This window comes from Acidovorax sp. KNOB132, assembly GCF_057541515.1.
This window is the reverse complement of record NZ_BAAJYT010000002.1, coordinates 51,897-77,431: the sequence shown is the minus strand read 5'-3', so window position 1 is coordinate 77,431 and position 25,535 is coordinate 51,897. Positions and strand designations below refer to the sequence as shown.

22 protein-coding genes and 1 pseudogene are annotated in these 25,535 nt (G+C 63.0%); 9 read left to right on the top strand and 14 right to left on the bottom strand.

Going from position 1 to position 25,535, the window contains the following annotated elements; all coding sequences use genetic code 11:
- Positions 1 to 58 precede the first annotated feature (58 nt).
- From AC27IO_RS00860 to AC27IO_RS00850, 3 genes are all read left to right on the top strand, one after another.
- Entirely contained in the window at positions 59 to 319 is a 261-nt protein-coding gene (locus AC27IO_RS00860; protein ID WP_272568968.1) for a type B 50S ribosomal protein L31, read from the top strand.
- Between the two features lie 176 nt (positions 320 to 495).
- A complete protein-coding gene (locus AC27IO_RS00855; protein ID WP_498736743.1) occupies positions 496 to 2,211 on the top strand; it encodes a hypothetical protein in 1,716 nt (571 codons plus the stop codon).
- Complete coding sequence (locus AC27IO_RS00850; protein WP_498736742.1) at positions 2,211 to 3,569, top strand: MATE family efflux transporter; 1,359 nt, start codon at positions 2,211 to 2,213, stop codon at positions 3,567 to 3,569. Before AC27IO_RS00855 ends, AC27IO_RS00850 begins: the two co-directional genes overlap by 1 nt.
- Here AC27IO_RS00850 and phoR read toward each other — a convergent pair.
- From phoR to pstS, 7 genes are all read right to left on the bottom strand, one after another.
- Complete coding sequence (phoR, locus tag AC27IO_RS00845) at positions 3,532 to 4,905, bottom strand: phosphate regulon sensor histidine kinase PhoR (protein WP_284403800.1); 1,374 nt, start codon at positions 4,903 to 4,905, stop codon at positions 3,532 to 3,534. The genes AC27IO_RS00850 and phoR overlap by 38 nt on opposite strands.
- Positions 4,906 to 4,958: 53 nt before the next feature.
- Complete coding sequence (gene phoB, locus AC27IO_RS00840) at positions 4,959 to 5,666, bottom strand: phosphate regulon transcriptional regulator PhoB (protein ID WP_272568962.1); 708 nt, start codon at positions 5,664 to 5,666, stop codon at positions 4,959 to 4,961.
- A 16-nt stretch (positions 5,667 to 5,682) separates the two neighbouring features.
- Positions 5,683 to 6,384, bottom strand: coding sequence for a phosphate signaling complex protein PhoU (phoU, locus tag AC27IO_RS00835; protein WP_272547863.1), 702 nt, complete (start codon positions 6,382 to 6,384; stop codon positions 5,683 to 5,685).
- Positions 6,385 to 6,395: 11 nt separating this feature from the next.
- On the bottom strand, positions 6,396 to 7,178 hold the full coding sequence (gene pstB, locus AC27IO_RS00830; RefSeq protein ID WP_272547864.1) for a phosphate ABC transporter ATP-binding protein PstB: 783 nt from the start codon (positions 7,176 to 7,178) through the stop codon (positions 6,396 to 6,398).
- A gap of 19 nt (positions 7,179 to 7,197) precedes the next feature.
- Positions 7,198 to 8,079: a phosphate ABC transporter permease PstA gene (gene pstA / locus AC27IO_RS00825; RefSeq protein WP_272568960.1), complete on the bottom strand. Its 882-nt coding sequence runs from the start codon at positions 8,077 to 8,079 to the stop codon at positions 7,198 to 7,200.
- Positions 8,076 to 9,089, bottom strand: a complete 1,014-nt coding sequence (gene pstC, locus AC27IO_RS00820; RefSeq protein WP_272569680.1) for a phosphate ABC transporter permease PstC — start codon at positions 9,087 to 9,089, stop codon at positions 8,076 to 8,078. The genes pstA and pstC overlap by 4 nt, the downstream gene beginning before the upstream one ends.
- 72 nt (positions 9,090 to 9,161) lie before the next feature.
- Positions 9,162 to 10,202 (bottom strand): phosphate ABC transporter substrate-binding protein PstS, encoded by a 1,041-nt coding sequence (gene pstS / locus AC27IO_RS00815; RefSeq protein ID WP_284428543.1) that lies wholly within the window; start codon positions 10,200 to 10,202, stop codon positions 9,162 to 9,164.
- Positions 10,203 to 10,395: 193 nt separating this feature from the next.
- Here pstS and AC27IO_RS00810 point away from each other — a divergent pair, with 193 nt between their 5' ends.
- The 3 genes from AC27IO_RS00810 to AC27IO_RS00800 all read left to right on the top strand — a co-directional run bounded on the left by AC27IO_RS00810 (position 10,396) and on the right by AC27IO_RS00800 (position 13,028).
- Positions 10,396 to 10,890 carry a fasciclin domain-containing protein gene (locus tag AC27IO_RS00810; protein WP_284428544.1) on the top strand — a complete coding sequence of 165 codons (495 nt, stop codon included), beginning with the start codon at positions 10,396 to 10,398 and terminating at the stop codon, positions 10,888 to 10,890.
- Positions 10,891 to 11,015: 125 nt separating this feature from the next.
- Positions 11,016 to 12,494 carry a Ppx/GppA phosphatase family protein gene (locus tag AC27IO_RS00805; RefSeq protein ID WP_317360263.1) on the top strand — a complete coding sequence of 493 codons (1,479 nt, stop codon included), beginning with the start codon at positions 11,016 to 11,018 and terminating at the stop codon, positions 12,492 to 12,494.
- A 15-nt stretch (positions 12,495 to 12,509) separates the two neighbouring features.
- A complete protein-coding gene (locus tag AC27IO_RS00800) occupies positions 12,510 to 13,028 on the top strand; it encodes a hypothetical protein (RefSeq protein ID WP_498736736.1) in 519 nt (172 codons plus the stop codon).
- 51 nt (positions 13,029 to 13,079) lie between these two features.
- Here AC27IO_RS00800 and AC27IO_RS00795 read toward each other — a convergent pair whose 3' ends face one another.
- The 3 genes and pseudogenes from AC27IO_RS00795 to AC27IO_RS00785 all read right to left on the bottom strand — a co-directional run bounded on the left by AC27IO_RS00795 (position 13,080) and on the right by AC27IO_RS00785 (position 16,683).
- On the bottom strand, positions 13,080 to 13,544 hold the full coding sequence (locus tag AC27IO_RS00795; RefSeq protein WP_284428546.1) for a SixA phosphatase family protein: 465 nt from the start codon (positions 13,542 to 13,544) through the stop codon (positions 13,080 to 13,082).
- Positions 13,541 to 15,776: pseudogene (ppk1, locus tag AC27IO_RS00790) on the bottom strand (polyphosphate kinase 1). The gene AC27IO_RS00795 and the pseudogene ppk1 overlap by 4 nt, the downstream one beginning before the upstream one ends.
- A 70-nt stretch (positions 15,777 to 15,846) precedes the next feature.
- On the bottom strand, positions 15,847 to 16,683 hold the full coding sequence (locus AC27IO_RS00785; RefSeq protein ID WP_498736733.1) for a GNAT family N-acetyltransferase: 837 nt from the start codon (positions 16,681 to 16,683) through the stop codon (positions 15,847 to 15,849).
- A 256-nt stretch (positions 16,684 to 16,939) separates the two neighbouring features.
- Between AC27IO_RS00785 and AC27IO_RS00780 the strand changes: the two genes are divergently transcribed.
- Entirely contained in the window at positions 16,940 to 19,159 is a 2,220-nt protein-coding gene (locus AC27IO_RS00780; RefSeq protein ID WP_284428548.1) for a sensor domain-containing protein, read from the top strand.
- 52 nt (positions 19,160 to 19,211) lie between these two features.
- On the opposite strand, the gene glmM is transcribed toward AC27IO_RS00780, so the two are convergent.
- The 4 genes from glmM to AC27IO_RS00760 form a co-directional block, all read right to left on the bottom strand.
- The gene (gene glmM, locus AC27IO_RS00775; RefSeq protein WP_284428549.1) at positions 19,212 to 20,546 is read right to left on the bottom strand and encodes a phosphoglucosamine mutase; all 1,335 of its coding nucleotides are present in this window, start codon (positions 20,544 to 20,546) and stop codon (positions 19,212 to 19,214) included.
- 34 nt (positions 20,547 to 20,580) lie between these two features.
- Positions 20,581 to 21,420 carry a dihydropteroate synthase gene (folP, locus tag AC27IO_RS00770; protein ID WP_498736730.1) on the bottom strand — a complete coding sequence of 280 codons (840 nt, stop codon included), beginning with the start codon at positions 21,418 to 21,420 and terminating at the stop codon, positions 20,581 to 20,583.
- Positions 21,421 to 21,505: 85 nt separating this feature from the next.
- On the bottom strand, positions 21,506 to 23,425 hold the full coding sequence (gene ftsH / locus AC27IO_RS00765) for an ATP-dependent zinc metalloprotease FtsH (RefSeq protein ID WP_487112476.1): 1,920 nt from the start codon (positions 23,423 to 23,425) through the stop codon (positions 21,506 to 21,508).
- A 189-nt stretch (positions 23,426 to 23,614) separates the two neighbouring features.
- Positions 23,615 to 24,277: an RlmE family RNA methyltransferase gene (locus AC27IO_RS00760; RefSeq protein WP_284428552.1), complete on the bottom strand. Its 663-nt coding sequence runs from the start codon at positions 24,275 to 24,277 to the stop codon at positions 23,615 to 23,617.
- A gap of 21 nt (positions 24,278 to 24,298) precedes the next feature.
- Here AC27IO_RS00760 and AC27IO_RS00755 point away from each other — a divergent pair, with 21 nt between their 5' ends.
- The gene (locus AC27IO_RS00755; protein ID WP_272568941.1) at positions 24,299 to 24,775 is read left to right on the top strand and encodes a YhbY family RNA-binding protein; all 477 of its coding nucleotides are present in this window, start codon (positions 24,299 to 24,301) and stop codon (positions 24,773 to 24,775) included.
- Complete coding sequence (locus AC27IO_RS00750) at positions 24,775 to 25,518, top strand: glycosyltransferase (RefSeq protein ID WP_498736727.1); 744 nt, start codon at positions 24,775 to 24,777, stop codon at positions 25,516 to 25,518. The genes AC27IO_RS00755 and AC27IO_RS00750 overlap by 1 nt, the downstream gene beginning before the upstream one ends.
- The last annotated feature ends 17 nt before the right edge of the window (positions 25,519 to 25,535 follow it).

Sequence of the window (25,535 nt, the reverse complement as noted above, 5' to 3'; positions counted from 1 at the left end):
AAGTGCGACGCAATGGGTGCGGCGTGGCTACCGCAGCAGCCCCTGAAAGGACCATGCCATGAAAGAAGGCATTCACCCCAATTACCGCGAAGTGTTGTTCGTGGACCTGTCCAACGGTTTCAAGTTCGTGACCCGCTCCTGCGTGAACACGAAGGAAATGGGCAAGACCGATGACGGACGCGAACTGCCTCTGTTCAAGCTGGACACCTCCAGCGAATCGCATCCCTTCTACACCGGTACGCAAAAGTCCGTGGACAACATGGGCGGCCGCGTGGAGAAGTTCCGCAACCGCTTCGGCAAGACGACCGCAGCGAAGTAATCGGCGGACAACGATGTGTGCAGGCCCTGGCCTGCGGTGCCGCAAGGCAGCCGGCCTGCTACCGCAGGCCGACAACACCGTTTGAAGAAAGGCAGCCCGGCTCGACCGCGCTGCCTTTTTCTTTGTCTTTTTGCCCGTATTCTCGGGCGTCCTTTTCCGCCACCAGAACGAGCCGAGTGATCCACCCCACCCCTGCCATCGTCACCCAAGGCGCAGTCCGCCCGCTGCCGCGCTGGGCGCTCTTGCTGCTGTGCCTGGCGTATGTGGTGCCCGGGTTCGTCATGCGAGACCCCTGGAAGAACGCCGACGTCACCGCCTTCGGCTACATGCTCGAGCTGGCGCACGGCACAACGGCGTGGCTGTCCCCTTCGCTGGCCGGAATGCCCCCCGAAACGGAAGGCCTGCTGCCGTATTGGCTGGGGGCGCTGGCCCTGCAGATCGCGCCCTCCTGGCTTTCACAGGAAATGGCAGCGCGGCTGCCCTTCATTGCCCTGCTGGCAGCCACCCTCGTGGCCACCTGGTACGGCGTTTACTACCTGGCAAAAAGTCCGGGTGCCCAGCCGGTGGCTTTTGCATTCGGCGGCGAGGCCCTGCCCGCCGACTACGCCCGCGCCATGGCCGACGGCGGATTGCTGGCCCTGCTGGCCTGCCTGGGCCTGGCGCAGCTGTCGCACGAGATCACCAGCTATCTCACCCAACTGGCCTGCACCGCCCTGCTGTTCTTTGCGGCATCGGCCCTGCCCTATCGCACCGCACTGCCCACGGCGGCCGCCGCGCTCGGGCTGATCGGACTGGTGTTGAGCGGGGCGCCCACCATGGCCGCCCTGCTCGGCGCGGGCAGCGCCTTGCTGGTGCTGCGCACAGCCGACCACGAACCGCGTTCGAGCCGCACCTGGGCGCTGGCCTTGCTGGGCCTGACGGTGGTGGCCGCCTTGCTGGCCTGGAAGCTGAACCTCTGGCGCTGGCGCATCGTGGGCAGCGCAGAGGGCGCGAAGGATTGGCAAAGCCTGCTGCGCCTGCTGACCTGGTTCGCGTGGCCGGCCTGGCCGTTGGCATTGTGGACCCTGTGGCGCTGGCGCCACCAAATCACCAGCCGCGCCATGCACCGCCATCTGCTGCTGCCGTTGTGGTTCACCATGGTCACGCTGGGCGCCACCATCACCACCCAGCCCGCCGACCGCGCCTTGCTGCTGGGGCTGCCGGCCCTCGCGGCGTTGGCGGCGTTCGCGCTGCCCACACTGCGCCGCGCCATCGCTTCGCTGATCGACTGGTTCACCCTGCTTTTCTTCAGTGCTTCCGCCATCACGATCTGGGTGATCTGGCTGTCGCTGCAGACGGGCGTGCCGTCCAAACCGGCGGCCAACGTGGCCCGTTTGGCTCCCGCGTTCGTGCCGCACTTTTCGGCGATTGCTTTCACCCTCGCGCTGATCGCCACCGCTGCCTGGTGTGCGCTGGTGTGGTGGCGCGCCTCGCGCGACCGGGCCGTAATCTGGAAGAGCCTGGTGCTGCCTGCCAGCGGTGCCACGCTGGGCTGGCTGCTGCTGATGACGCTCTGGCTGCCGCTACTCGACTATGGCCGCAGTTACCGTCCGCAGATCAACAACCTGATGGCCGTGCTGGGCCCGCAGCCGGGCTGCATCATCACCCATGGCCTGAGCCGCGCCCAGGTGGCGGCGCTCCAGAACCACGGCGGCCTTTCGCTGCAGCCGACCGACGGCCGCCGGCTGCCGGCCGCATCCGATTGCCAGTGGCTGGTGGCCGACAGCGAAGCCCAGCCGCCCGGCGGCGATATTGCCTCGCCGCCAGAGTGGTCGCGAGTGACGCAGCTCCCCCGGCCCACCGACAAGAACGACCAACTGTTGGTGCTGCGGCGCGCGGCAACGCGGCGGTAATGTCCGAACGCGCCACCATCGCGCGACATGCCGGCACGGTGCTGGCCGGGCAGCTGGCGGTCATGGCGTTCGGCGTCACGGACACCATCGTGGCCGGCCGGCATTCCGCCGCCGCCCTGGCAGCCCTGTCGATCGGGTCGGCGATCTACGTCAGCATCTATGTGGCGCTCATGGGCGCGCTGCAGGCCCTCCTGCCGGTCTGGGCCGAGCAGCGCGGAGCGGGAGAACGGGAAGGCATCGGCCGAACGGTGCGGCAGGCGCTGTACCTGTGCGCCATCGCCTGCGCGATGGGCATCGTGGTGCTGGTGTCACCCGGCGCCATCCTGCGGTGGACCCAAGTGCCCGAAGCGCTGCGCGCCGTGGTAGGCAGCTACCTGGGCGTGCTGGCACTGGCACTCCCCCCAGCCCTTCTGTTCCGGATCTACAGCACGCTCAACCAGGCGCTGGGGCGCCCCCAGCTGGTCACCTGGCTGCAGGTGGGCTCGCTGCTGGTCAAGATTCCCTTGTCGATCTGGTTCACCTTCGGCAGTGCCGGGCTTCCAGCGCAGGGCGCAGTAGGCTGCGCCTGGGCCACTCTGGTGGTCAACTACGCGCTGCTCGTTGTGGCGGCCTGGCTGCTGAACACCCAGCCGCTGTACGCGCCGCTCGCCCTGTGGCGGCGGCTGGAAAAACCGGACTGGGCGCAGATCGGCCGCTTCGCCCAATTGGGCGTCCCGGCGGGGCTGGCCATTTTGGTGGAGGTGACGTCATTCACGCTGATGGCGCTCTTCATCGCCCGGCAAGGCAACATCGCGGCAGCAGCGCACCAGATCGCGTCCAACCTCACCGCCGTGCTGTACATGGTGCCGCTGTCGTTGTCCATTGCCACCAGCGCACGGGTGAGCTTCTGGCGCGGGTCGGGCGACGAATCCCGCGCCCGTGCGGCAGCCTGGATGGGTTTTCGCCTCTCTGCCGGGATAAGTATTGCCTTGGTCGCTATTCTTTTCATAGCAAAAGGACATATCGCACCGTTCTACACGTCTTCGGCCCAAGTCGCCTGGCTCACAGCCTCGCTGCTGGTCTGGGTATCGATCTATCACGTCGCCGATGCGCTGCAAACGGTCTGCGTTTTCGTCCTTCGCTGCTACCGCATCACGCTCGCGCCGCTGGTCGTCTATTGCGTGCTGCTATGGGGCGGCGGACTGACCGGCGGTTACCTGCTGGCCTACGAAGGTGCCCTGGGATGGGAGGCCCTTCGATCACCGTCGGCATTCTGGGGGGCCAGTGCCGTGGCCCTCATCACGACCGCCATGGTGTTCGTCACGATGCTGGCCAGGGCGCTCAGGCCTGGGCAACCGCTCCCGCCTCCAGCACAGTGACCGGGCGGCGGCTCTGCACCCGGCCCGCAGGAAAGGTGACGGAAAAAACCGAGCCCTTCCCCACCGTGCTCGAAATGTCGAGCGATGCCGAATGGCGCTGCAGGACATGCTTGACGATGGCCAGCCCCAGGCCCGTGCCCCCGGTCTCGCGCGAGCGGCTGCGGTCCACGCGGTAAAAGCGCTCCGTCAAACGGGGCAGATGCACCGCCTCGATCCCCGGACCCGTGTCGCGCACCGTAAAGCGTGCGCTGCCATCCTCCAGCGTCAGCCATTCGACGGTGATGGAGCCGCCGGCAGGGGTGTACCGGACCGCGTTGCCGATGAGGTTGGACAAAGCGCTCTGCAACTCGGCCGGCACCCCACCCAGCTGGCCTGCCGCGCGCATGGTTTCCAGCGACGGGAACTGGATCGTGTGCGGCCGGGGCTGGTTCTGGGTGAGCAAGGCGGACAGGCCGCGGGCCTCGTCCTCACAGCGACGCAGCAGCACCTCCACCGGTGTCCATTCGGTGATGCCGGGTAACGGACTTCCTTCGAGCCGCGACAGGGTCAGCAGGTCCTGCACCACGCTTTGCATGCGTGCTGCCTGCTGAGACATCATGCCCAGGTAGCGTGAACGCTCTTCGGTGGAGAGCGGCAGCGTTTGCAGCGTCTCGACAAAGCCGGTCAAGACGGTGAGGGGGGTTCGGATCTCATGCGACACGTTGGCGACGAAATCCCGGCGCATGGCTTCCGCCTGCTCGAGCGCCGTCACGTCGCGCGACAGCAGCAGTTTGCGCCCGTCGCCATAGGGGTGGAGGTGCACCGAGATGCGCACCGGCCGGGAGGCCGTGCTGTCGCGGCCTTGCAGCACGACATCGTGTGAAAAATCCTGGCTGGAATAGTAGGCGCTGAAGTCCGGATCGCGCACCAGGTTGCCGATGGATTGCATGACGTCGCGCTGCGCGTCGAACCCGAACTGGCTGGCGGCGATGTGATTGCACCATTCGATGCGCCCCTCACCGTCCAGCAGCACCACGCCGTTGGGCGTGGCCTGGAGCGCCGCCAGAATTTCCTGCAGCCGTGCGTCGCTCGCGGCCACTTCCGCCTGGCTTTGGCGCAGCAGCCGCCTCGCGCGATCGGCCGCCTCGCCCCACAGGCCACGCAGGTTGGGCGCCCGGGCCAGGTCACCTTCCCGCAGCCACGCCACAACGCGCGCGCCGCGCAACAAATCCCAGATGAACCACACCCAGGCTGCCAACGCCGCCGCCAGCATCGCCCCCCACGGTCCGCCCTGCCACCATCCCACAGCCAGACCCGCCAACTGAAAGGAGAAAAAGAAGAAAAAGCGCCAAGCCATGTCGTGCAGTACGGGTCAGAGGGCGCGGCGCGCACGGCGCCGCAAAGCGAACGTCAAGCCCGCATCAGTGCCGGAGGCTGTGCCGTGAGGCGATACCCCGCGCCGCGCACCGTTTCCACCATGGCACCGGCCACGCCCAGGGCCTCCCGCAGGCGCTTGACGTGCACATCGACGGTACGCTCTTCAATGAAGACGTGGTCGCCCCACACCTTGTCCAGCAACTGGGCGCGGCTGTGAACGCGCTCGGGGTGCTTCATCAGGTAGTGCAGCAGCTTGAACTCGGTCGGGCCGATCTTGAGTTGCTGCCCCTGGAAGGTCACGCGGTAGGTGGCGGCGTCCAGCGTCAACTCGCCGATGGTCACGCTGTCGCTGACCTGTTCGGGCGCACGGCGGCGCAGCACGGCGCGGATGCGCGCCAGCAGCTCCTGAGTGGAAAACGGCTTGGTGATGTAGTCGTCGGCACCGGCATCCAGGCCAGCGACCTTGTCCGGCTCATCGCCGCGCGCCGTCAGCATGAGGATGGGGATGGGCTTGGTGCGCGCATCGGCGCGCCACTTGCGGGCGAGCGTGAGACCGCTTTGGCCGGGAAGCATCCAGTCCAGCAGGATCACGTCGGGCAGCACCGCGTCCAGCTCGCGCTGGGCGGATTCGCCGTCTTCCGACCAGATCGGCTGAAAGCCGTTGTGCCGCAGGTTGACCGCAATCAGTTCGGCGATCGCGGGCTCGTCCTCGACGATGAGTACACGGGGAAGTCTCTTCATGGCTATGCACCGCCCTTCAAAGCACCGCGGACTCGATCTGGTCCAGTGCAGTATGGCGCACGTCCTTGCCTTTGACGAGGTAGATGATCAGTTCGGCAACGTTCTTGGAGTGGTCACCGATGCGTTCGATCGCCTTGGCGAGAAAGAGCAGGTCCAGACTGGCCGAAATGGTGCGCGGGTCTTCCATCATGTAGGTGATGAGCTTGCGCACGAAGCCGTCGAATTCCTTGTCGATGAGGTCATCCTCCTTGAGGATCGCCACGGCCGCCTTGGTGTCCAGACGGGCAAAGGCATCCAGCGTCTTGCGCAGCAGGCCGGAGGCCAGATCCGCCGCCACCCGCAGATCGCTGGTGGGCAGCAGCCGGGCAGAGCCGCTTTCGATGATGGACTTCACCATGCGCGCCATCTTGTTGGCCTCGTCGCCCATGCGCTCAAGATTGGCGGTGGCCTTGGAGAAGGCGATCAGCAGGCGCAGGTCACGCGCGGTTGGCTGGCGGCGCGCGATGATGGACGACAGCTCGTGGTCGATCTCCACTTCCATCGCGTTCACGCGGTGCTCGGTGGCAGCCACCTGGTCGGCGGCTTCCACACTGAACTGCGAGAGTGCGTAGATGGCCTGGCGGATCTGCGATTCCACCAACCCGCCCAGTTCCATGACGCGGGCGGAAATGCTGTTGAGTTCGCTGTCGAACTGCGAAGAAAGGTGCTTGTCGGGCATGTTGTTGCTCCTCAGCCGAACCGGCCGGTGATGTAGTCCTCGGTTTCCTTGCGCTGCGGCTTGAAGAACATCTGTTCGGTTTCGCCGAACTCCATCAAGTCGCCGAGGTACATGTAGGCCGTGTAGTCGCTGCAGCGCGCAGCTTGTTGCATGTTGTGCGTCACGATGACCACGGTGTAGTCGTTCTTGAGTTCTGCAATCAGCTCTTCGACCTTGGCGGTGGAAATGGGGTCCAGCGCCGAGCATGGCTCGTCCAGCAGCAACACTTCGGGCTTGATGGCAATGCCACGGGCGATGCACAACCGCTGCTGCTGCCCGCCGGACAGGCCGGAGCCGCTCTGGTGCAGCTTGTCCTTCACTTCATTCCACAGGGCCGCCTTGCGCAGCGCCCACTCCACCCGGTCGTCCATGTCGGTGGCGTTCAGGCTCTCGAAGAGCTTCACGCCAAACGCGATGTTGTCGTAGATCGACATGGGAAACGGCGTGGGCTTCTGGAACACCATGCCGACCTTGGCACGGATCAGCGCCACGTCCTGCTTGCTGGTGAGCAGGTTCTCACCGTCCAGCACGATCTGGCCTTCGGCGCGCTGCTCGGGATACAGCTCGAACATGCGGTTGAAGGTGCGCAGCAAGGTGGACTTGCCGCAGCCCGACGGACCGATGAAGGCAGTGACCTTCTTTTCCGGAATATCGAGGTTGATGCCCTTGAGGGCGTGGAACTTGCCGTAGTAGAAATTCAGGTCGCGGACCGTGATCTTTGGCGTCTCGGACACAGCGGGCGTTGGGGAGGGCATGGTGTCTTCCTTGTATTACTTACTTCTGGCGCGTGAGCACGCGGGCCAGGATATTGAGGCCGAGGACGGCGACGGTTATCAGGAACACCCCTGCCCAGGCGAGCTGCTGCCAGTTCTCGTAAGGGCTCATGGCGAACTTGAAGATGGTGACCGGCAGGCTGGCCATGGGCTTACCCAGGTCGGCATTCCAGAACTGGTTGTTGAGCGCCGTGAACAACAGCGGTGCGGTCTCGCCAGCGATGCGGGCCACCGCCAGCAGCACACCGGTGATCACGCCGGCCCGGGCAGCCCGCAGCGTCACCATGGTGATCACCTTCCACTTCGGCGTTCCGAGCGCATAGGCCGCTTCGCGCAGGCTGGCAGGCACCAGCACCAGCATGTTCTCGGTGGTGCGGATGACCACGGGAATCACGATGAGCGCCAGCGCCAGGATACCGGCATAGGCGGAAAAGCTTTTGAACCGGGCCACGACCACCGCGTACACGAACAGGCCGATGACGATGCTGGGTGCCGAGAGCAGGATGTCGTTCACGAAGCGGGTCGTGGAGGCCAGCCAGCCGCGCGTGTCGTATTCAGCAAGGTACACACCGGCCATGATGCCGATGGGGGTGCCGACGAACGTGGCGAGCGACACCATCACGAGCGAGCCGAAGATGGCGTTGGAGATGCCGCCGACCTCGTTGGGCGGGGGCGTCATCTGGGTGAAGAGCGCCAGGCTGAGTCCGCCGATGCCCAGGCGGATGGTTTCCCAGAGAATCCACACCAGCCAGAACACGCCAAACACCATGGCGGCGAGCGAGAGCGTCAGGGCGATGTTGTTCACACGCTTGCGGCTGTCATAGCGGCGCTGGCGCACCTGCGCCATTTCAGCGGCCGTGATGAGGGTTTGAGACGTGCTCATGCGCGGGTTCCTTCGTTCTTTTGAAGGCGGGACAGCAGCACCTTGGACAGGGCCAGTACCACGAAGGTGATGAAGAACAGCACCAGGCCCAGGTAGATGAGCGAGGCCTGATGCAGGCCTTCGCCGGCTTCTGCGAACTCGTTGGCCAGTGCGGAGGTAATGCTGTTGGCGGCTTCGAAGACCGACAGCGAATTGAGTTGGTTCATGTTGCCGATCACGAAGGTCACGGCCATCGTCTCGCCCAATGCACGACCGAGGCCCAGCATCACGCCCCCCAGCACACCCGTCTTGGTGTAGGGCAGCACAACCTTCCACACCACCTCCCAGGTGGTGGAGCCCAGCCCATAGGCCGATTCCTTGAGCAGCGCAGGGGTGACTTCAAAAACATCCCGCATCACCGCTGCGATGAACGGAATGATCATGATGGCCAGGATGATCCCGGCCGAAAGGATGCCGATACCGACCGGGGGGCCGGACACCAGGGCGCCCAGATAAGGAATACCGCTGAACAGCGACTGCAGCGGCTGCTGGACCCAGGTGGCCAGAATGGGGCCGAACACCATCAGGCCCCACATGCCATACACGATGGAGGGAACCGCCGCCAGCAACTCGATGGCGGTGCCCAAGGGACGCTTGAGCCAGGCGGGCGAGAGTTCCGTCAGGAACAGCGCAATGCCGAAGCTCACGGGAACGGCGATGAGCAACGCGATGAACGAGGTGGCGAGCGTGCCATAGATCATCACCAGGCCGCCGTAGTCGTTCTGCACGGGGTCCCACACGCTGCGCGTGAGGAAGGTCAGGCCGTACTTCTCGATCGAGGGCCAGGCACCGACCACGAGCGACAACAAAATACCCACGAGAAGCGCCAGCGTGAGCAGGGCCGCACCGCGGGCGAGAAAGCCGAAAACCCGATCGGCCATCACGCCCGACAGGAGCGGCGACCGCGGGGGCGGCGTGGTACGGGGAGCCTCGGCGCGAACCGGCATCGAGGACGACTGACGTACTGGCATGGTGCTGGACACTGCTGTGCCTTCCATAAGAAAAAACGAACTGGTGGCCCGCGTCGGCGGGCCACCATGGGATCACTTCAGCGAAACGGCTTTGCCGGAAGTGTCCTTGATGTCACCCCAGGACTTGATGATGACGTTCTTCACGGAGTCAGGCATGGGCACGTAGTCCAGGTCCGCCGCCGTCTTGTCACCCGACTTGTAGGCCCACTCGAAGAACTTGAGCGAGGTGGTTGCCTGTGCGGGCTTGTCCTGCGTCTTGTGCATCAGGATGAAGGTGGCACCCGTGATCGGCCATGCATCCTTGCCCGGCTGGTTGGTGAGGATCTGATAGAAGCTCTTGGCCCAGTCGGCGCCGGCAGCGGCGGCCTTGAAGGCGCTGTCTTCCGGCGACACAAAGGCGCCGTCCGCATTCTGCAGCTGGACGTAGTTCAGCTTGTTCTGCTTCACATAGGCGTATTCAACGTAGCCGATGGAGTTTGGCAGACGGCCCACGAAAGCGGCAACGCCTTCGTTGCCCTTGCCGCCGGCGCCGGTGGGCCAGTTCACCGCGGTGCCCTCGCCCACCTTGGACTTCCACTCGGCATTCACCTTGGACAGGTAGTTCGTGAAAATGAAGCTGGTGCCCGAGCCGTCCGCACGGCGGACGGGAGCGATGGCGGCGTCCGGAAGGTTCACGCCGGGGTTCAGCGCCTTGATGGCCGCATCGTTCCAGTTCGTCACCTTGCCCAGGTAGATATCGCCCAGCACTTGCCCGCTCAGCTTGATCTGGCCGGGCGAGATGCCCTTGATGTTCACCACGGGAACCACGCCACCGATCACGGTGGGGAACTGCAGCAGGCCTTTCTTGGCCAGTTCGTCGTCTTTGAGGGGCGCGTCGGACGCACCGAAATCCACCGTCTTGGCTTCGATCTGCCGCAGACCGGCACCCGAGCCCACCGACTGGTAGTTGATCTTGACGCCGGTGGCCTTGTTGTAGTCGGCTGCCCACTTGGAGTACAGCGGTGCGGGGAAACTCGCGCCAGCACCCGTGGCTTCCTGCTGGGCCCAGGCGCTGGAAAAAGCGCCGGCCGCGACCACACCAGACACCAGAATCCGAATCACAGACAGTTTCATGTAGGAACCTCTTGGTTGAAAGAATCAGTGAGGCGACTCTAGAAGCGCTTTATGACACCATCGTGACACCCCCTGCAAGCTGTCATTTGCGATTTTCAGAGGCACATCCGTCTTTGCTTGTCACGCAATCGTCATCATTGCTGCGTAGCCTCCGGCGCACCGACACCGTCGGCAACCCTTCGGAGAACCCAACATGTACCGCCGCTACGTCTTTCCTTTTCTGCTTGCTGCCCTGACTGCCGCGACGCTGAGCGCTTGTGCCACGGGCCCCAGCGCCTCCAGCCCCATTCCCGCCGCGCTGGCGGCAACCCCCTCCATCAGCACATTCCGCACGCTGGCCACGCAAGCCGGTCTGGCGGATACGCTGGCTGCCAACGGCCCTTACACGGTCTTCGCCCCTTCCGATGAAGCGTTCAAGGCTGTGCCAGCCAAGACCATGGCAGAACTCCAGGCTGATAAATCCAAGCTGCAGGCGGTCTTGAACTACCACATTGTTCCCAAGCGGCTGAAGGCGGCCGACATCCAGCCTGGCTCGGCGAAAACCCTGCAAGGCAGCGAGATCACACTGTCGCGCGCCGGCACCTTCGTGACCGTGGAAGATGCGATGGTCGTTCAAGCCGACATTCCCGCCAGCAATGGGGTGGTGCACGTGGTCGACCGCGTGCTGATGCCACCAGCCAAGAAGTAACTGAATCGACATTGCAGGAGGGGCGGCATCCCCCGCCCTTCCTGGCACAGCTCCGATGCGCCATCGACTGGAGAGGCAGGTGCTATGCTGCCCCGCCTGAAAACCAGCGCGCCTTGCGCAACAACATGCACGACGGAACACTGCTTGCCGCTGTGGATCTCGGATCCAACAGCTTTCGCCTGGAAATCGGGCGTTTCGAACACGGCCATATCCAGCGTGTGGAATACCTCAAGGAAACGGTTCGCCAGGGCAATGGCCTGGATGAAGACCGCAACCTGACCCCCGAGGCGATGCAGCGTGGTTGGGACTGCCTTGCCCGCTTTGCCGAACGCCTGACCGCCTTCGAACCCCATCACGTCCGCGCCGTCGCCACGCAGACCCTGCGGGAAGCGCGCAATCGCGAGGTGTTTCTCCAACGCGGCAGCGACATCCTGGGCCACCGGATCGAGGTGGTTTCGGGTCCTGAAGAAGCCCGCCTGATCTATCAAGGGGTCGCTCGGCTGCTTCCGCAGTCCGACGAACGTCGGCTGGTCGTGGACATTGGCGGAAGATCCACCGAACTGATTCTGGGGCAGCAATTTTCGGCGCGTGCCGTCGCATCCTATCGGGTGGGCAGCGTGGCCTGGTCCAGCCGGTATTTTCCGGAAGGCATCTTCACGCCCCAGGCATTCCGGACGGCCGAGATTGCGGCCCAGGCTGTGCTGGACGAAGCGCTCAACATCTACCGGCCGGACACCTGGGACGTGGCTTACGGGTCGTCTGGCACGGTCGGGGCGGTGGGGGACGTTCTTGCCGCGGCAGGCCATCCCGGCGGACTCATCACGCGCCAGGGGCTGGATTGGCTGCAGGAGCAACTGCTGCGTGTCCGTTCCGCAGACAGGGTGCGCATGGAGGGGCTCAAGGAAGAACGCCGCAGCGTGATCGGCGGCGGCCTCAGCGTGTTGCGCGCCATTTTCGAGTTACTGCAGATCGATCAGATGCAGGTGGCGCAAGGGGCATTGCGCCAAGGAGCGCTGTACGACCTGCTCGACCGTGAACTGCCGGAAACGGACTTGCGATCGTCCACGGTGCGAGGGCTGATGCACCGGTTCGCGGTGGACATCGATCACGCGGAGCGGGTGGCAAAGACGGCCTGTTGGTTGTTCACGCAAGCGTGCCGCAAGCCCTGCGAACGTGCCGAGCGGAAACTGGCCTGGGCCGCGCAGTTACACGAAGTGGGATGCCGCATTTCTCACAGCGAGTACCACCACCATGGCGCGTACATCCTGGACCATACCGACGCCGCCGGCTTTGCGGTTTGGGAACTGCACCGGCTGGGACTGCTGGTGAAAGGCCATCGGGGGAAGGTCCGCAAGCTCGAAGCCGACCTTGACGATCCCGACCTGGCGCTGCAGTTGGTCTGCCTGCGCATCGCCGTGGCGCTTTGCCACGCCCGCCGCACGCCCGACATGCAAGGGTTGTCGCTTTCCCAGCAGGGCAATCGATTCGCTTTGTCCACACGCCCCGGCTGGTCGGCCGCGTATCCACAGTCCGCTCATCTTCTTCGAGAAGAAAGCACGGCATGGATCAAAACGCCTTGGGAGTTCGCCGCCGAGCTGCAATGATGGACAAATCGTTGTATGAAACGGTATAAACTGTATATACCGTTTTCTCATTTAACCGATATGCCCAGTACCTCAGACGTTTCCGCCGCTTCTGCCTCGAACACTGCAGAAACCGCTGCTCCTGCAGCGAGTGCAGCCCTTTCAGCCAAGCCCGCCCCACGCAGCAAGACCGCTGCTTCCAAAAAGGCCCCGGCCCGCAAGGCGGCTGCCCAGCCGGCTGTGCCCAGCCCGGCCCGCGACCCCAAGGCCAAGAAGCCCAAGCTCATGCGTGACAGCTTCACCATTCCCAAAGACGAGTACGCTGCCATCGAAGCACTGAAGCTGCGCACCGGGCAACTGGGCACGACTGCCAAGAAGAGCGAATTGCTGCGCGCGGGCCTCAAGCTGCTTTCTGCGCTGGGTGACGATGCATTGGCGAAGGCGCTGCAGGCCGTTCCGTCCATCAAGACCGGTCGCCCAAAGGCGCAAGCGCCTGCGCAGCCTGTACCAGCCGCGAAGAAGGCTGCCAAGCCGGCGAAGACAGCGCGCAAGTAAGCCAGGAGCCCTCGGCGCCCGTTGTCCCTGGCACCCATGGTGGTGCTGGTCTCAGAGAAAATCCGGGGACTGCACGGCCAACAGGATGGTTTCCGTGGTTTCCGGCCGTTGCCGCTGACGCAGCCACCACACCGACCCTTTGCGGATCGCACATTCCGGTGCCTGCAAGGCCAAAAGGCTTGCAACGGCTTGGCCCAACACCGGCTGATGCCCCACCACCAGTACGGCGCCGCGCGACTTCGGCCATTGCGCCAGTTCCAACAGTTCCTGCGGAGTGCCACCAGGCAATAGCTCGGCGCGCAGTTTGTACTTGCGCCCCAGCGCCTTCGCAGTGGCCTCGGTGCGGCGAGCGGGGCTGGACAACACGCGCAACCCATCGGGCAGTTGCCGATCCAGCCAAGCGGCCATGCGTGCCGCTTGCTTCTCTCCGCGGGCGGTCAAAGGACGATCCAGATCGTCTTCTCCCTCACGGAGTTCTTCAGCCTCCGCGTGGCGCCAGAGGATCAGATCCATCATGCCTTGGAACTGCCGCCGCCGTGGGCCATTGTTCGGCCGGCCGCCGCAGCATAGCGGTCCATCAGGGCTTTTTGCGCACCTTTACCAGACACGGGATGCGGCGCGCGCTCATACGTACCGTCGGGCTGCAGAGTCCAGGCGTCCCGATCGTCCCGCAGGTAAGCCACCAGACATTCATCGATGATGCGCTGCCGCAGTTCCTTGTCGGTGATGGGCCAAGCCAGTTCCACACGACGCAGCATGTTGCGGTTCATCCAGTCCGCGCTGGACAGATACAGATCCTCTGACTTGCCCGCCCGGAAATAGAACACCCGGGTGTGCTCCAGAAAAACGTCCGATGACCGAACGCACCCGAATGTTGTCCGTGATGCCCTTGCGTTGCGCCGGCAGCATGCAGGCACCCCGCACGATGAGATCGATGCGCGCACCTTGCTGCCCCGCCTTGATGAGCGCGCGCATCAGCACATCGTCCGTCAGGGCATTCATCTTGGCCACGATGCGTGCATCGTCGCCCTTGGCCGCGGCCTCTCCCACCCGCTCGATCATGTCCAGCATGTGCTGCTGCAAATGGAAAGGCGCGAGCACCAGCTTGCGCAATTTGGGCAGCTTGTTCTGGCTCGCCAGATGATTGAACACCGCATCCATGTCGGCGGTGACTTCGGCATCGGCCGTGAAATAGCTCAGATCGGTGTATAGGCGGGCGGTCCGCGGGTTGTAGTTGCCCGTGGAAAGATGGCCGTAGCGGCGCAGGTGCCGGCCTTCGCGGCGCGTGACCAGCAGCATCTTGGCGTGTGTCTTCAGGCCCACCACACCGTACACGACCTGCGCCCCGATGGACTCCAGGGCTTCCGCCCAATTGATGTTGGCCTCTTCGTCGAAGCGCGCCTTCAATTCCACCACCGCCATGACTTCCTTGCCGCGCCGGACGGCCTCCCGCAGCAACTCCATCAATTCCGAATCGGCTCCCGTGCGGTAAATGGTTTGCTTGATGGCAAGTACCTGCGGGTCGTTGACCGCCTCGCGCAGAAACGCCAGCACGGCGTCGAAACTCTCGAAAGGCTGGTGGGCCAGCACATCGCGCCGACCGATCTGTTCGATGAGCGAGCTTCCCGACTGGATTTGACGTGGCCATACGGAACGCCATGGAGGAAACAGCAGTGCCGGATCGTTCACCAGGTCCACCAATTGCGAGAGCCTGACTAGATTCACCGGCCCATGCACGCGGTACAACGCCGCATCGGGAAGGGCAAACTGCAATTGCAGAAAATCTGACAAGAACCGCGAACAGCTCGATGACACCTCCAGCCGTACCGCTTGGCCATAGTGGCGGTGCTCCAGCCCCTGACGCAGCGCCGTGCGCAGATTGCGCACATCGTCTTCATCCACGGCCAGATCGGAATGGCGCGTGACACGGAACTGGGAAAACTCGGTCACTTCGCGCCCGGTGAAGAGCTCTGCCAGGTGTGCCCGCACAATGCTGGACAGACTGACAAACTGCGCTCCTGTCACGGCCACTTTGGCGGGCATGCGTATCAGGCGCGGCAAGACGCGAGGCACCTTGACGATGGCAATTTCATTCTCGCGTCCAAAGGCATCGTTGCCTTTCAAACGCACGATGAAATTCAGCGACTTGTTGGCGACCTGCGGGAACGGATGCGACGGGTCCAGGCCGACCGGGATCAGCAGAGGACGAACCTCCCGGTCGAAATACTCGTTCACCCAGCGTCTCTGTGCCCCGGTACGGTCGCCGTGGGAGACGATGTGGATGTTCTGGGCCGCAAAGGCCGGGGTGAGCGAGTCGTTGTACAGCGCGTATTGCCGCGCGACAAGGTCATGGGCTTTGGCAGCCAGCTCCTCGAACGAAGCGACGGTATACGGGCCTTTGGTATCGCCGTTCTGAGCGGCAGTCAGATGGGCCGCGGCACGCACCTCGAAAAATTCATCGAGATTGGACGAAACGATGCAGAGGTATCGCAGACGCTCGAGCAGCGGCACATCGACCCGGGCGGCCCAGTCGAATACCCGCTCGTTGAAAGCAAGAATGCTGTGGTCGCGATTGAGAAAATCAGGATCGGAGTTCAACGATTTCTCTGGCAAAGGAGGCACATTGGCCCCCTCGACTTCCCCGGTAGGCACAGCAGATTGAAGAGGCGATTCGGGGAGAGGCTCGGAAGGCGACGGCATGGCTGCTTTGGAAGGGATGGGTTCCACCCCAGTATTGGCAGTCACCATGACATTTTCATGACAGTCCGGTGAAGGCGTCACGGAAGGTTTGCTGATGTTCATGACAGATAAGGCGCCGTCACACTCCGAGAAAATGCTTGCGGTATCGCGAAGGCAAATCCGCAATGCGCATGAGCATTGGCAAATCGGCTGAGTTGAAATCAGGGTCCCAGGCCGGCGCACCGAGAATACGTGCCCCCAGGCGCAAATAGCCCTTGATGAGGGCGGGCGGCTCGATCGCCAGTGATCCATCCAATTGATCCACAGGCAACGGCAACCGCGGGCGCACGTGGAATTCGATGGGCGCCAGATGCGACTTTTGCACTTGGCTCCAGATGCTTGCAGCCGCATCGCCGCTCACCACCCCGTTGTGCAGCATGGGAATGCTGGCGCAACCGATCATGGTGTCGAGTTGATTGCGCACCATGAAATCCGCCAGGGCGCTCCAAAGCGCCAGAATCACGCCTCCGTGCCGATAATCGGGATGGACACAGCTTCGCCCCAATTCGACCATTCGAGAGCGGAGCGTGCGCAGCCGTGTCAGGTCGAACTCGGTGTCGCTGTAGGTACCGCCGACCCGGCGGGCTTGAGCGGGAGTGAGTACGCGGTAGGTACCGATGACCTGACGCGTGGCGATGTCCCGAACCAGCAAGTGCTCGCAATATTCGTCGAAAAGGTCCACGTCATGGCCGGCCACCGAGGTATTGAGTCGCGCTCCCATCTCCGATGCGAACACCTCGAACCTCAGGCGCTGGGCTTCCCGGACTTCGTCGAGATGCCGCGCCCAAGCCACTTCCACCCCGCCTTCGGTGGACAAACGGCTTGCCACATCGCCCGAATGGCCAGGGCGATGAAGTGACCCCCTGGGCAATGAGTCTGGACACAAGGGCATCGTCGGGATGGGTAGTTCGTTCACTCGTCTCTCCCTGCAAGGGTGGTTGGATCACAGCTTGAAGGAGCGTTGCCCTTCCCGCTTGGACGAGACTGTGGCAAACGGCAGTGACGCCGCCATGTCCAGGCCATGACAGCTTCATGACTTGGAAAGGACGGAGCCTGGCCTGCCAGAAGATATGCATCGCGCTTTTGATCGAGACAATCCCGAACTCGGGATTTCAGGGGCGACTGCTACACTTTCGCACAACTTGCCGCCCGCCAGGGCTTCACTCATTTCCATGTGCCCCACGCTTGATGCGCCCGTACTTTCTCAGCCCGGGCCGACTTTGCAACGCATCCTTCGCGAGCAGCAGACTTTGTTGGACAGCGCCGGGGTGGGCATCGTTTTCATCCGCCAACGGCAGATCGTTCGCTGCAACCAACGCTATGCCGATATCTTTGGCTATGAAACGGTCGAGGAAACCATCGGGCTGAGCAGCCAGGCCCTGTATCCCACCCTCGACGCGTTCCGGGACTTGGGACGCAATGCCTATCCGGTGCTTGCGCGTGGGGATACCTACCGCACGGAATGCCAGATGCGGCGCTGCAACGGCCGCTTGTTCTGGAGCAGCTTGGCCGGTCGGCTGATCAACCCCGCCGACACGGCGGAAGGCTCGATCTGGATCATCGATGACATCGATGAGCAGCGGCATGCGCAAACCCAGCTTCACGCCGTAGTGCAGGAAAAGCAGGCCCTTTTCGACCACGCCATGGTGGGCATCGCGTTCATCTCCAATCAGCGCATGACGCGCTGCAACCAGCACTTCGAACAGATGCTGGGCTATGGTCCTGGGGAGCTGGCCAACGCAGCGACGCGGCAATGGCATTTCAGCGACGCGGACTGGGAAGATGCGAAAAAGCGCTGCTACGAACCACTGACGGACGGCAAGATCTTCGTGGGCGAGATGACCTTGCGCGGCAAGGATGGCCGTGCCGTGGTGTGCGAAGTGCGCGTCAAGGCCATCGACCCTGCCCGTCCGGCCAATGGATCGGTTTGCATTGCCATGGATGTCAGCGAGCAGCGCCAGGCACAGGCAGAGCTGGCCCGGATGCATGCTGACCTGGAGCGTCAGGTGCACCAGCGGACGCGGCAGCTCAGCGAAACCGTGGACAACCTGCATCGCGAGATCAACGATCGCAAGCACGACCAGGAACGCATCTATTGGCTGGCCCACTATGATCCATTGACCGGTCTGCCGAACCGCACGCTCCTGGCTGAGCGCAGCCACCTTGCGATCCGCGCTGCCAGCGAAGGGGGCACGCCCCTCGCTGTCATCTTCCTCGACCTCGATCACTTCAAGCACGTGAACGACTCGCTGGGCCACCGGGTCGGAGATGCTCTGCTGGTGGAAATCGCCAAAAGGCTCCGGGCGGTCGTGCGGGACAAGGACACCGTTTCGCGCTTAGGGGGCGACGAATTCATTCTGCTGCTGCCCGGGGCCAACGCGCATGGGGCGGCACGTGTCGCAGGCAAGCTGCAGGAGGCGTCGCGCCAGCATTACCAAATTGGGCACCACGAACTCACGATGGCGCCTTCGATGGGCATCGCACTGTTTCCACAGGACGGCGCGGATTTCGACACCCTGACCCAGTCCGCCGATGTGGCCATGTACCGGGCAAAGCTGGACGGTCGAAACACTTACCGCTTCTTCACCCCGGAAATGCAAGCCCAGTCGGTGCGTGCCCTCCTTCTGGAAAATGCCCTGCGGCGCGCTCTGGAGCGCAACCAGCTGCATTTGCACTACCAACCGCAGATCACCATCGCGACGGGCGAGATCCGCAGCGTGGAAGCGCTGCTCCGCTGGGAGCATCCCGACCTCGGGAGCATCTCTCCCGCAGAGTTCATCCCCATCGCAGAAGACAGCGGCCAGATCCTACAGATCGGCGAATGGGTCATGCAGACAGCCTTGGACCAGTTGCAGCACTGGCACACCATGGGCATGGACTGGCTGGCCATGGCGGTCAATCTATCGGCACTGCAGTTCAGACAGCCGCAGTTGCCCGAACTGGTCAGCCGGCTTCTGGACAGCACTTCGCTGAGAGCCAACCGGCTGGAGCTCGAACTGACCGAAGGCGTCGCAGTGGACGACCCCCGTTCCGCCATCGCCACCATGGACCAGTTGCATGCCCGGGGTGTGCGCATGTCCATGGACGATTTCGGCACGGGATATTCTTCGCTGAGTCAACTCAAGCGATTCCAAATCTACAAGCTCAAGATCGACCAGTCGTTCGTGCGGGACTTGGGCAATGACAGCAACGACCGGGCCATCGTCAGCGCCATCATTCGCATGGCGCAGGCTCTGGGCATCCGGACCACGGCCGAGGGCGTGGAAACGAGCGAGCAGCTGTCATACCTTCGCGAACAAGGTTGCGACGAAGCACAGGGCTATTACTTCAGCAAGCCTTTGCCCGCCCACCAGATCACCGCCCTGCTACAGCGGCAGCATGCAGCGCAATAGGCCGGATCAGACGCTGCGCAGGCTCAGATACTGAAGCACGCCGCAGATGGACTCACCCAGCACGCGCCGCATCTGCCAGTTGTTGCGCGAAGTGATTGGCATGGTCGGCATTGCTGGCCTCTACCATCACGCGCAGCAGAGGTTCGGTTCCGCTGGCGCGAATCAATACCCGCCCGGTTTCGCCCAATGCCGCCTCCACGGAACGCAAGGTGTCTGACAAGGTGGTGTTGCTCTTCCAATCCTGCCCTGGAGCCAGCCGTACATTGAGGAGCACCTGCGGAAAGAGTTGCACACTCGCCAGCATGTCCGGCAAACCGCAGGCGTTGCGAACACACGCCTGAAGCACCTGGAGGGCGCTGATGAGGCCATCGCCAGTCGTATGGCGGTCCAGGGCCAACAGGTGCCCTGAACCCTCTCCGCCCAAAAGCCAGCGATGGCGGGCCAACTCTTCCAGCACATACCGGTCGCCCACTTTGGCACGCACGAACTGTATGCCCTGCGCCTTGAGCGCAAGCTCTACCGCCATGTTGGTCATGAGCGTGCCAACCACGCCAGGCACCGGCTCGCCCCGGCCCAAACGGTCAGAGGCCATGAGATACAGCAGTTCGTCGCCGTTGTAGAGGCGCCCCGCCGCGTCCACCATCTGGAGCCGATCCGCGTCACCATCCAACGCCACGCCGAAGTGCGCGTGGTTGGCCCGGACCGCCCGCACCAAGGCTTCGGGATGGGTCGCACCGACTTGGTGGTTGATGTTCAGGCCATCGGGGGAGCAGCCGATGGCCAACACTTCCGCGCCCAGTTCATGAAACACCTTGGGCGCGATGTGATACGCCGCGCCGTGGGCCGCATCCACCACGATCTTCACCCCCTTGAGGGTCAGATCCTGCGGAAACGTGCTCTTGCAAAATTCGATGTAGCGGCCTGCCGCATCCTCCAGGCGCCTCGCTTTGCCCAAAGAGGCAGAGTCCGCCCAGACGGGGGCTTCATCCAGCGCCGACTCCACCGCCATTTCCCACTCATCGGAGAGCTTCGTCCCTTGAGCGCTGAAGAACTTGATGCCATTGTCCGGATAGGCATTGTGGCTGGCGCTGATCACAACACCCAGGCTGGCGCGCTGGGCACGGGTCAGATACGCCACGCCGGGCGTGGGCAAAGGGCCCAGCAGTACCACATCCACCCCTGCAGAGTTGAAGCCGGACTCCAGCGCGCTCTCCAGCATGTAGCCGGAAATGCGCGTGTCCTTCCCGATCAACACCGTGGGCCGCTCTTCCTTGCGGCGCAAAACCCGGCCCACCGCATGCGCGAGCCGCAGCACAAAGTCGGGAGTGATGGGCGCCTGCCCTACGGTGCCGCGGATGCCATCCGTACCGAAATATCGACGTGTCATGATTTTTTGCCTCCGCCTGAAGGATATCCGCAGGCTAGAGTGAGGGTGGGGGAATTTGAGAGGCCTGCCAGACTTGCAATGCGGCGACGGTTTCGCGCACGTCGTGCACACGCACGATGCGCGCGCCACGCTCCACGGCCAACAACGCCGCGGCCACGCTCGGTACCATGCGCTCTGAAACCGGCCACTGCGTGACCGCACCGAGCGACGATTTGCGCGACCAGCCAGCCAGCCAGGGGTAGCCCGCGCGGGACAGCAAAGGCTGGCAGGCAAGGAGCGCGAAGTTCTGCTCCACAGTCTTGCCAAAGCCGATGCCGCAGTCCAGCACGATGCGACTCTTTTCGACCCCCAGCACATGTAAATCTAGGGCACATTGCTCTAAAAAAGATAGCACTTGAGAGACCACGTCTCCCTCCATCGGAGCCGCCTGCATGGTCTGGGGGTCGCGGTGCATGTGCATCAGGCACACCCCGCATGCAGGATGGCCGGCCACCACGGCCATGGCTCCGGGTTGCCGAAGGGCCCAGATGTCGTTGATGATGTCAGCGCCCAAGTCCAGCACCGCACGCATCACCTCGGGCTTGTAGGTGTCGATGGACAACGGCACGCCCAGGCCCACCGCCAACCGGACCAGAGGCAACACCCGAGCCAACTCCTCATCCAGCGAGACGGCGGGACTGCCTGGGCGGGTGGATTCCCCCCCGATGTCCAGAATGTCAGCCCCCTGCGCCAGCAGGCTTTCGCAGTGGCGCATCGCGTCCAGGGTGGTGGCGTGCCGCCCGCCATCGGAGAAGGAATCCGGAGTGGCATTCACGATACCCATGACCCGAGGCCGTGAGAGATCGATCTGGAATCGGCTGGTCTGCCAGTGCATCGACACGCTGGAATGATTTAAACGAGAAGAACACAAAAACGGGGCACACAGGCCCCGTTGTTGGTTGCAGCGTTCCGCCGCAGGCTCAAGCGGCCGAAGGAGCAGGTTCGGTCGTCACGGCCGGCGTGCCGCCGCCCGAATTATCCCCACCCGAAGATGGCGTGCGAGGCGTCCAATCCTTGGGAGGACGCGGAGGCTTGCCTGCCATGATGTCGTCGAGTTGCTCGGTGTCGATCGTCTCCCACTCCAGCAGCGCCTTGGCCATGGCATGCATCTTGTCGCTGTTGTCTTCGATCAGCTTGCGTGCCAGCGCGTATTGCTCGTCGATGATGCGGCGAACCTCGCCATCGACCTTTTCCATCGTCTGCTCGCTCATGTTGTTGGTCTTGGTCACCGAGCGGCCGAGGAAAACCTCGCCCTCGTTCTCGGCATAGACCATCGGGCCCAACGCCTCCGTCATGCCGTAACGCGTCACCATGTCCCGCGCGATCGAGGTGGCACGTTCGAAATCGTTGCTGGCGCCGGTGGTCATCTGGTTCATGAACACCTCTTCGGCAATCCGTCCGCCGAACAGCATGCTGATCTGGTTCAGCATGTACTCGCGGTCGTAGCTGTAGCGGTCCTTTTCGGGAAGGCTCATGGTCACGCCCAGTGCACGACCACGCGGAATGATGGTGACCTTGTGGACCGGATCGCACTTGGGCAGCAGCTTGCCGATCAGCGCGTGACCAGACTCGTGGTAGGCCGTATTGCGGCGCTCTTCCTCGGGCATCACCATGCTCTTGCGCTCGGGGCCCATGATGATCTTGTCCTTGGCCTTCTCGAAATCCTGCATCTCCACGGTGCGCGCACTGCGGCGTGCCGCCATCAAAGCCGCTTCGTTGCAAAGATTGGCCAGATCCGCGCCCGACATGCCGGGAGTTCCACGGGCGATGACGCTCGGGTTCACGTCCTGGCCGACGGGCACCTTTCGCATGTGCACGTTCAGAATCTGCTCACGGCCGCGGATATCGGGCAGCGTCACATACACCTGGCGGTCGAATCGGCCCGGGCGTAGCAAGGCAGCATCCAGGATGTCAGGGCGGTTGGTGGCGGCCACCACGATCACCCCGAGATTGGTCTCGAAGCCGTCCATCTCGACCAGCATCTGGTTCAAGGTCTGTTCGCGTTCGTCATTGCCACCACCCAGGCCAGCGCCGCGCTGGCGGCCCACCGCATCGATTTCATCAATGAAGATGATGCAGGGCGCATTCTTCTTGGCGTTCTCGAACATGTCGCGCACGCGGGCCGCGCCCACGCCCACGAACATTTCCACGAAGTCGGAGCCGGAAATGCTGAAGAAGGGAACCTTGGCTTCGCCGGCAATGGATTTCGCCAGCAGCGTCTTGCCCGTTCCCGGAGGGCCGACCAACAAAAGGCCCCGAGGAATGCGGCCACCGAGTTTCTGGAATTTCTGAGGGTCTTTCAGGAAGTCGACGACTTCCTTGACTTCTTCCTTGGCTTCGTCGCATCCTGCCACGTCGGCAAAGGTCACCTGATTGCTGTTCTCGTCCAGCATGCGGGCCTTGCTCTTGCCGAAGCTGAAAGCCCCGCCCTTACCGCCACCCTGCATCTGACGCATGAAGTACACCCACACGCCGATCAGCAGGAGCATGGGGCCCCAGCTGACGAGCAGGGTCATCAAAAGCGAGCCCTCTTCCCGTGGCTTGACGTCGAACTTGACGTTGTTGTTGATCAGATCGCCCACCAATCCGCGGTCCAGATAGGTCGCGGTGGTGCGCAATTTGCGGTCATCGGTGGTAGTGGCAATGATCTCCGTGCCACCCTGCCCTTCCTGGATCGTGGCGCTCTTGATCCGGTTGCTGCGCACCTCCTCCAGGAATTCGGAGTACCCCACGGAGCCCGCGCTGGCGCCTGAACGGGTGTCGAACTGTTTGAACACCGTAAAGAGCACCATGGCGATGACCAGCCACACGGCAATTTTTGAAAACCACTGATTGTTCAAGCGGGGCTCCAGAAGCAAAGGGGATAACGCCACGAACGTGTCATGGAGACGTCCTAGCGCATTTAGGGCGCATTTTAGGCGTTTCAAGGTGGAAGGCGGTGCGATTTACCCCAGCAGAGGCCATGGTCAACCCACGGGAAGACTGCATTGGCATGGGTTGTAACCGCTGACGAACCGCGTTCATACTGTTCAAGCCTGCTTTTTCAAGCCGATTCCCACCAAAAAAGTCTCGGAAGATTTGTCCCGCGAGGCTTTGGGCTTGATGGGCTTGACCACCTTGAATGTTTCCTTGAACAACTGCACCAGCTGCGCATACCCGCTGCCATGGAACAGCTTGACCACGAGCGCTCCTTCGGGTTTGAGGTGCTGCACGGCGAATTCGACAGCCAGTTCGATCAGGTGGGAAATGCGCGCCGCGTCGGCGGACTCGATTCCGGACAGATTGGGGGCCATGTCGGAAACCACCACGTCGACAGCCCGCCCCTGGACGGCTTCCTGCAACTGCGCCAGAACATCGTCCTCCCGGAAATCGCCCTGGAGAAAGCCGACCCCTTCGATCGGCTCCATGGGCAGCAGATCCAGGGCGATGATGGTGCCGTTGAGTTGGCCGACTGCCGCGCCTCCTGGCGACATGCGACGCCGCAGGTACTGGCTCCAGGCCCCTGGCGAGGAGCCCAGGTCAACCACGATGTGCCCTGGCTTGATCAGCCCCAGCTGCTCGTCGATTTCCTTGAGTTTGTAAGCGGCACGGGCGCGATAGCCCTCTTTCTGGGCGAGCTTGACGTAGGTGTCGTTGACATGGTCATGGAGCCATGCCTTGTTCACCTTCTTGCTTTTCGTGTTTGTTTTCATCCTGCCTCGATAATACGGCCCATGCCCCAAATTCAATTGACTCCCGCAGAGCGCCGGGAACACCGCGCCAATGCCCACCATCTGGACCCCGTCGTCCTGATCGGCGGCGATGGGTTGACCCCCGCTGTCCAAAAAGAAATCAACGCTGCCCTCAATGCCCACGGATTGATCAAAGTCCGCGTCTTCAGCGACGACCGGACATCGCGCGAACAGATTTACCAGACATTGGCGGCAGAACTCAACGCTGCACCCATCCAACACATCGGCAAGTTGCTGGTACTCTGGCGCCCGCAGCCTCCCAAGGAGCGCACCGTCGACGAAGATCGCATGCCCGGCCCTCGCGATGTGAAAGTGCTCAAATTCAGCAAGCGCGGCGGCCAGCGGCCCGAGATCAAGCAGTTGCGCGTCCTTGGCAACCAGCGATTGACGCCCGGCGGCCAGATCAAGCGGGCCAAGAAGCCCAAGCAGAAATCCGTCAAGAAGCGCCAGGCCGATTGATGGGCTCCAGCACGGCGCGAACGCGCCACGTGATCTGCATGAAATGGGGCACCAAATACGGCCCCGAATATGTGAACCGGCTTTACGCCATGGTCCGGCGTCATCTCACTGGCGATTTTCGCTTTGTCTGCCTGACGGATGATTCGACGAGCATCCGGGCCGAAGTGCAATGCCTTCCGATTCCCGCACTGGATCTGCCCGCCGGCATTCCGGAGCGCGGCTGGACCAAGCTCGCCACGTTCAGCGCCGATCTGCATGGCCTGTCAGGCACCGCACTGTTCCTGGACGTGGATGTCGTCGTCACCGGCAGCCTGGATGCCTTTTTCGAAGCGCCGGGCGAGTTCCTGATCATCCATGACTACAAACGGCCCTGGCGTATCACCGGCAATTCATCGGTGTATCGGTTCGAGATCGGTTCACACCCCGACGTACTCGAATACTTTCGCGGGCACTTCGATGCCATCCGCCGAAAATTTCGCAACGAACAGGCCTACCTTTCGGACTTCCTGCATCAGCAGGGCAAGCTGAGCTACTGGCCCGCAGGCTGGTGCCCCAGCTTCAAGTACCACTGCATTCCTGCTTGGCCTTCCAACTATTGGAGGCCGCCAATCATTCCGGCCGACGCGCGCATCGTGATCTTTCACGGTGAGTGCAACCCGCCCGATGCCCTGGCAGGCCGACGCAATCGCCGCTTTCGCCACATCCAGCCTGCCACCTGGGTGGCCGAGCACTGGAAAGAGTAAACGGGTAGTAAAAGGAC

Excerpts from the sequence above, each read along its gene's own strand:
- phoU (WP_272547863.1), bottom strand. The coding sequence starts at position 6,384 with ATGCCCGACAAGCACCTTTCTTCGCAGTTCGACAGCGAACTCAACAGC.
- AC27IO_RS00860 (WP_272568968.1), top strand. The coding sequence starts at position 59 with ATGAAAGAAGGCATTCACCCCAATTACCGCGAAGTGTTGTTCGTGGAC.
- phoB (WP_272568962.1), bottom strand. The coding sequence starts at position 5,666 with ATGAAGAGACTTCCCCGTGTACTCATCGTCGAGGACGAGCCCGCGATC.
- pstC (WP_272569680.1), bottom strand. The coding sequence starts at position 9,089 with ATGCCAGTACGTCAGTCGTCCTCGATGCCGGTTCGCGCCGAGGCTCCC.
- AC27IO_RS00755 (WP_272568941.1), top strand. The coding sequence starts at position 24,299 with ATGCCCCAAATTCAATTGACTCCCGCAGAGCGCCGGGAACACCGCGCC.
- AC27IO_RS00800 (WP_498736736.1), top strand. The coding sequence starts at position 12,510 with ATGAAACGGTATAAACTGTATATACCGTTTTCTCATTTAACCGATATG.
- AC27IO_RS00850 (WP_498736742.1), top strand. The coding sequence starts at position 2,211 with ATGTCCGAACGCGCCACCATCGCGCGACATGCCGGCACGGTGCTGGCC.
- phoR (WP_284403800.1), bottom strand. The coding sequence starts at position 4,905 with ATGGCTTGGCGCTTTTTCTTCTTTTTCTCCTTTCAGTTGGCGGGTCTG.
- folP (WP_498736730.1), bottom strand. The coding sequence starts at position 21,420 with ATGCACTGGCAGACCAGCCGATTCCAGATCGATCTCTCACGGCCTCGG.
- AC27IO_RS00795 (WP_284428546.1), bottom strand. The coding sequence starts at position 13,544 with ATGATGGATCTGATCCTCTGGCGCCACGCGGAGGCTGAAGAACTCCGT.
- AC27IO_RS00750 (WP_498736727.1), top strand. The coding sequence starts at position 24,775 with ATGGGCTCCAGCACGGCGCGAACGCGCCACGTGATCTGCATGAAATGG.
- AC27IO_RS00780 (WP_284428548.1), top strand. The coding sequence starts at position 16,940 with ATGTGCCCCACGCTTGATGCGCCCGTACTTTCTCAGCCCGGGCCGACT.
- AC27IO_RS00760 (WP_284428552.1), bottom strand. The coding sequence starts at position 24,277 with ATGAAAACAAACACGAAAAGCAAGAAGGTGAACAAGGCATGGCTCCAT.
- AC27IO_RS00805 (WP_317360263.1), top strand. The coding sequence starts at position 11,016 with ATGCACGACGGAACACTGCTTGCCGCTGTGGATCTCGGATCCAACAGC.
- pstS (WP_284428543.1), bottom strand. The coding sequence starts at position 10,202 with ATGAAACTGTCTGTGATTCGGATTCTGGTGTCTGGTGTGGTCGCGGCC.
- pstB (WP_272547864.1), bottom strand. The coding sequence starts at position 7,178 with ATGCCCTCCCCAACGCCCGCTGTGTCCGAGACGCCAAAGATCACGGTC.
- pstA (WP_272568960.1), bottom strand. The coding sequence starts at position 8,079 with ATGAGCACGTCTCAAACCCTCATCACGGCCGCTGAAATGGCGCAGGTG.
- glmM (WP_284428549.1), bottom strand. The coding sequence starts at position 20,546 with ATGACACGTCGATATTTCGGTACGGATGGCATCCGCGGCACCGTAGGG.
- AC27IO_RS00810 (WP_284428544.1), top strand. The coding sequence starts at position 10,396 with ATGTACCGCCGCTACGTCTTTCCTTTTCTGCTTGCTGCCCTGACTGCC.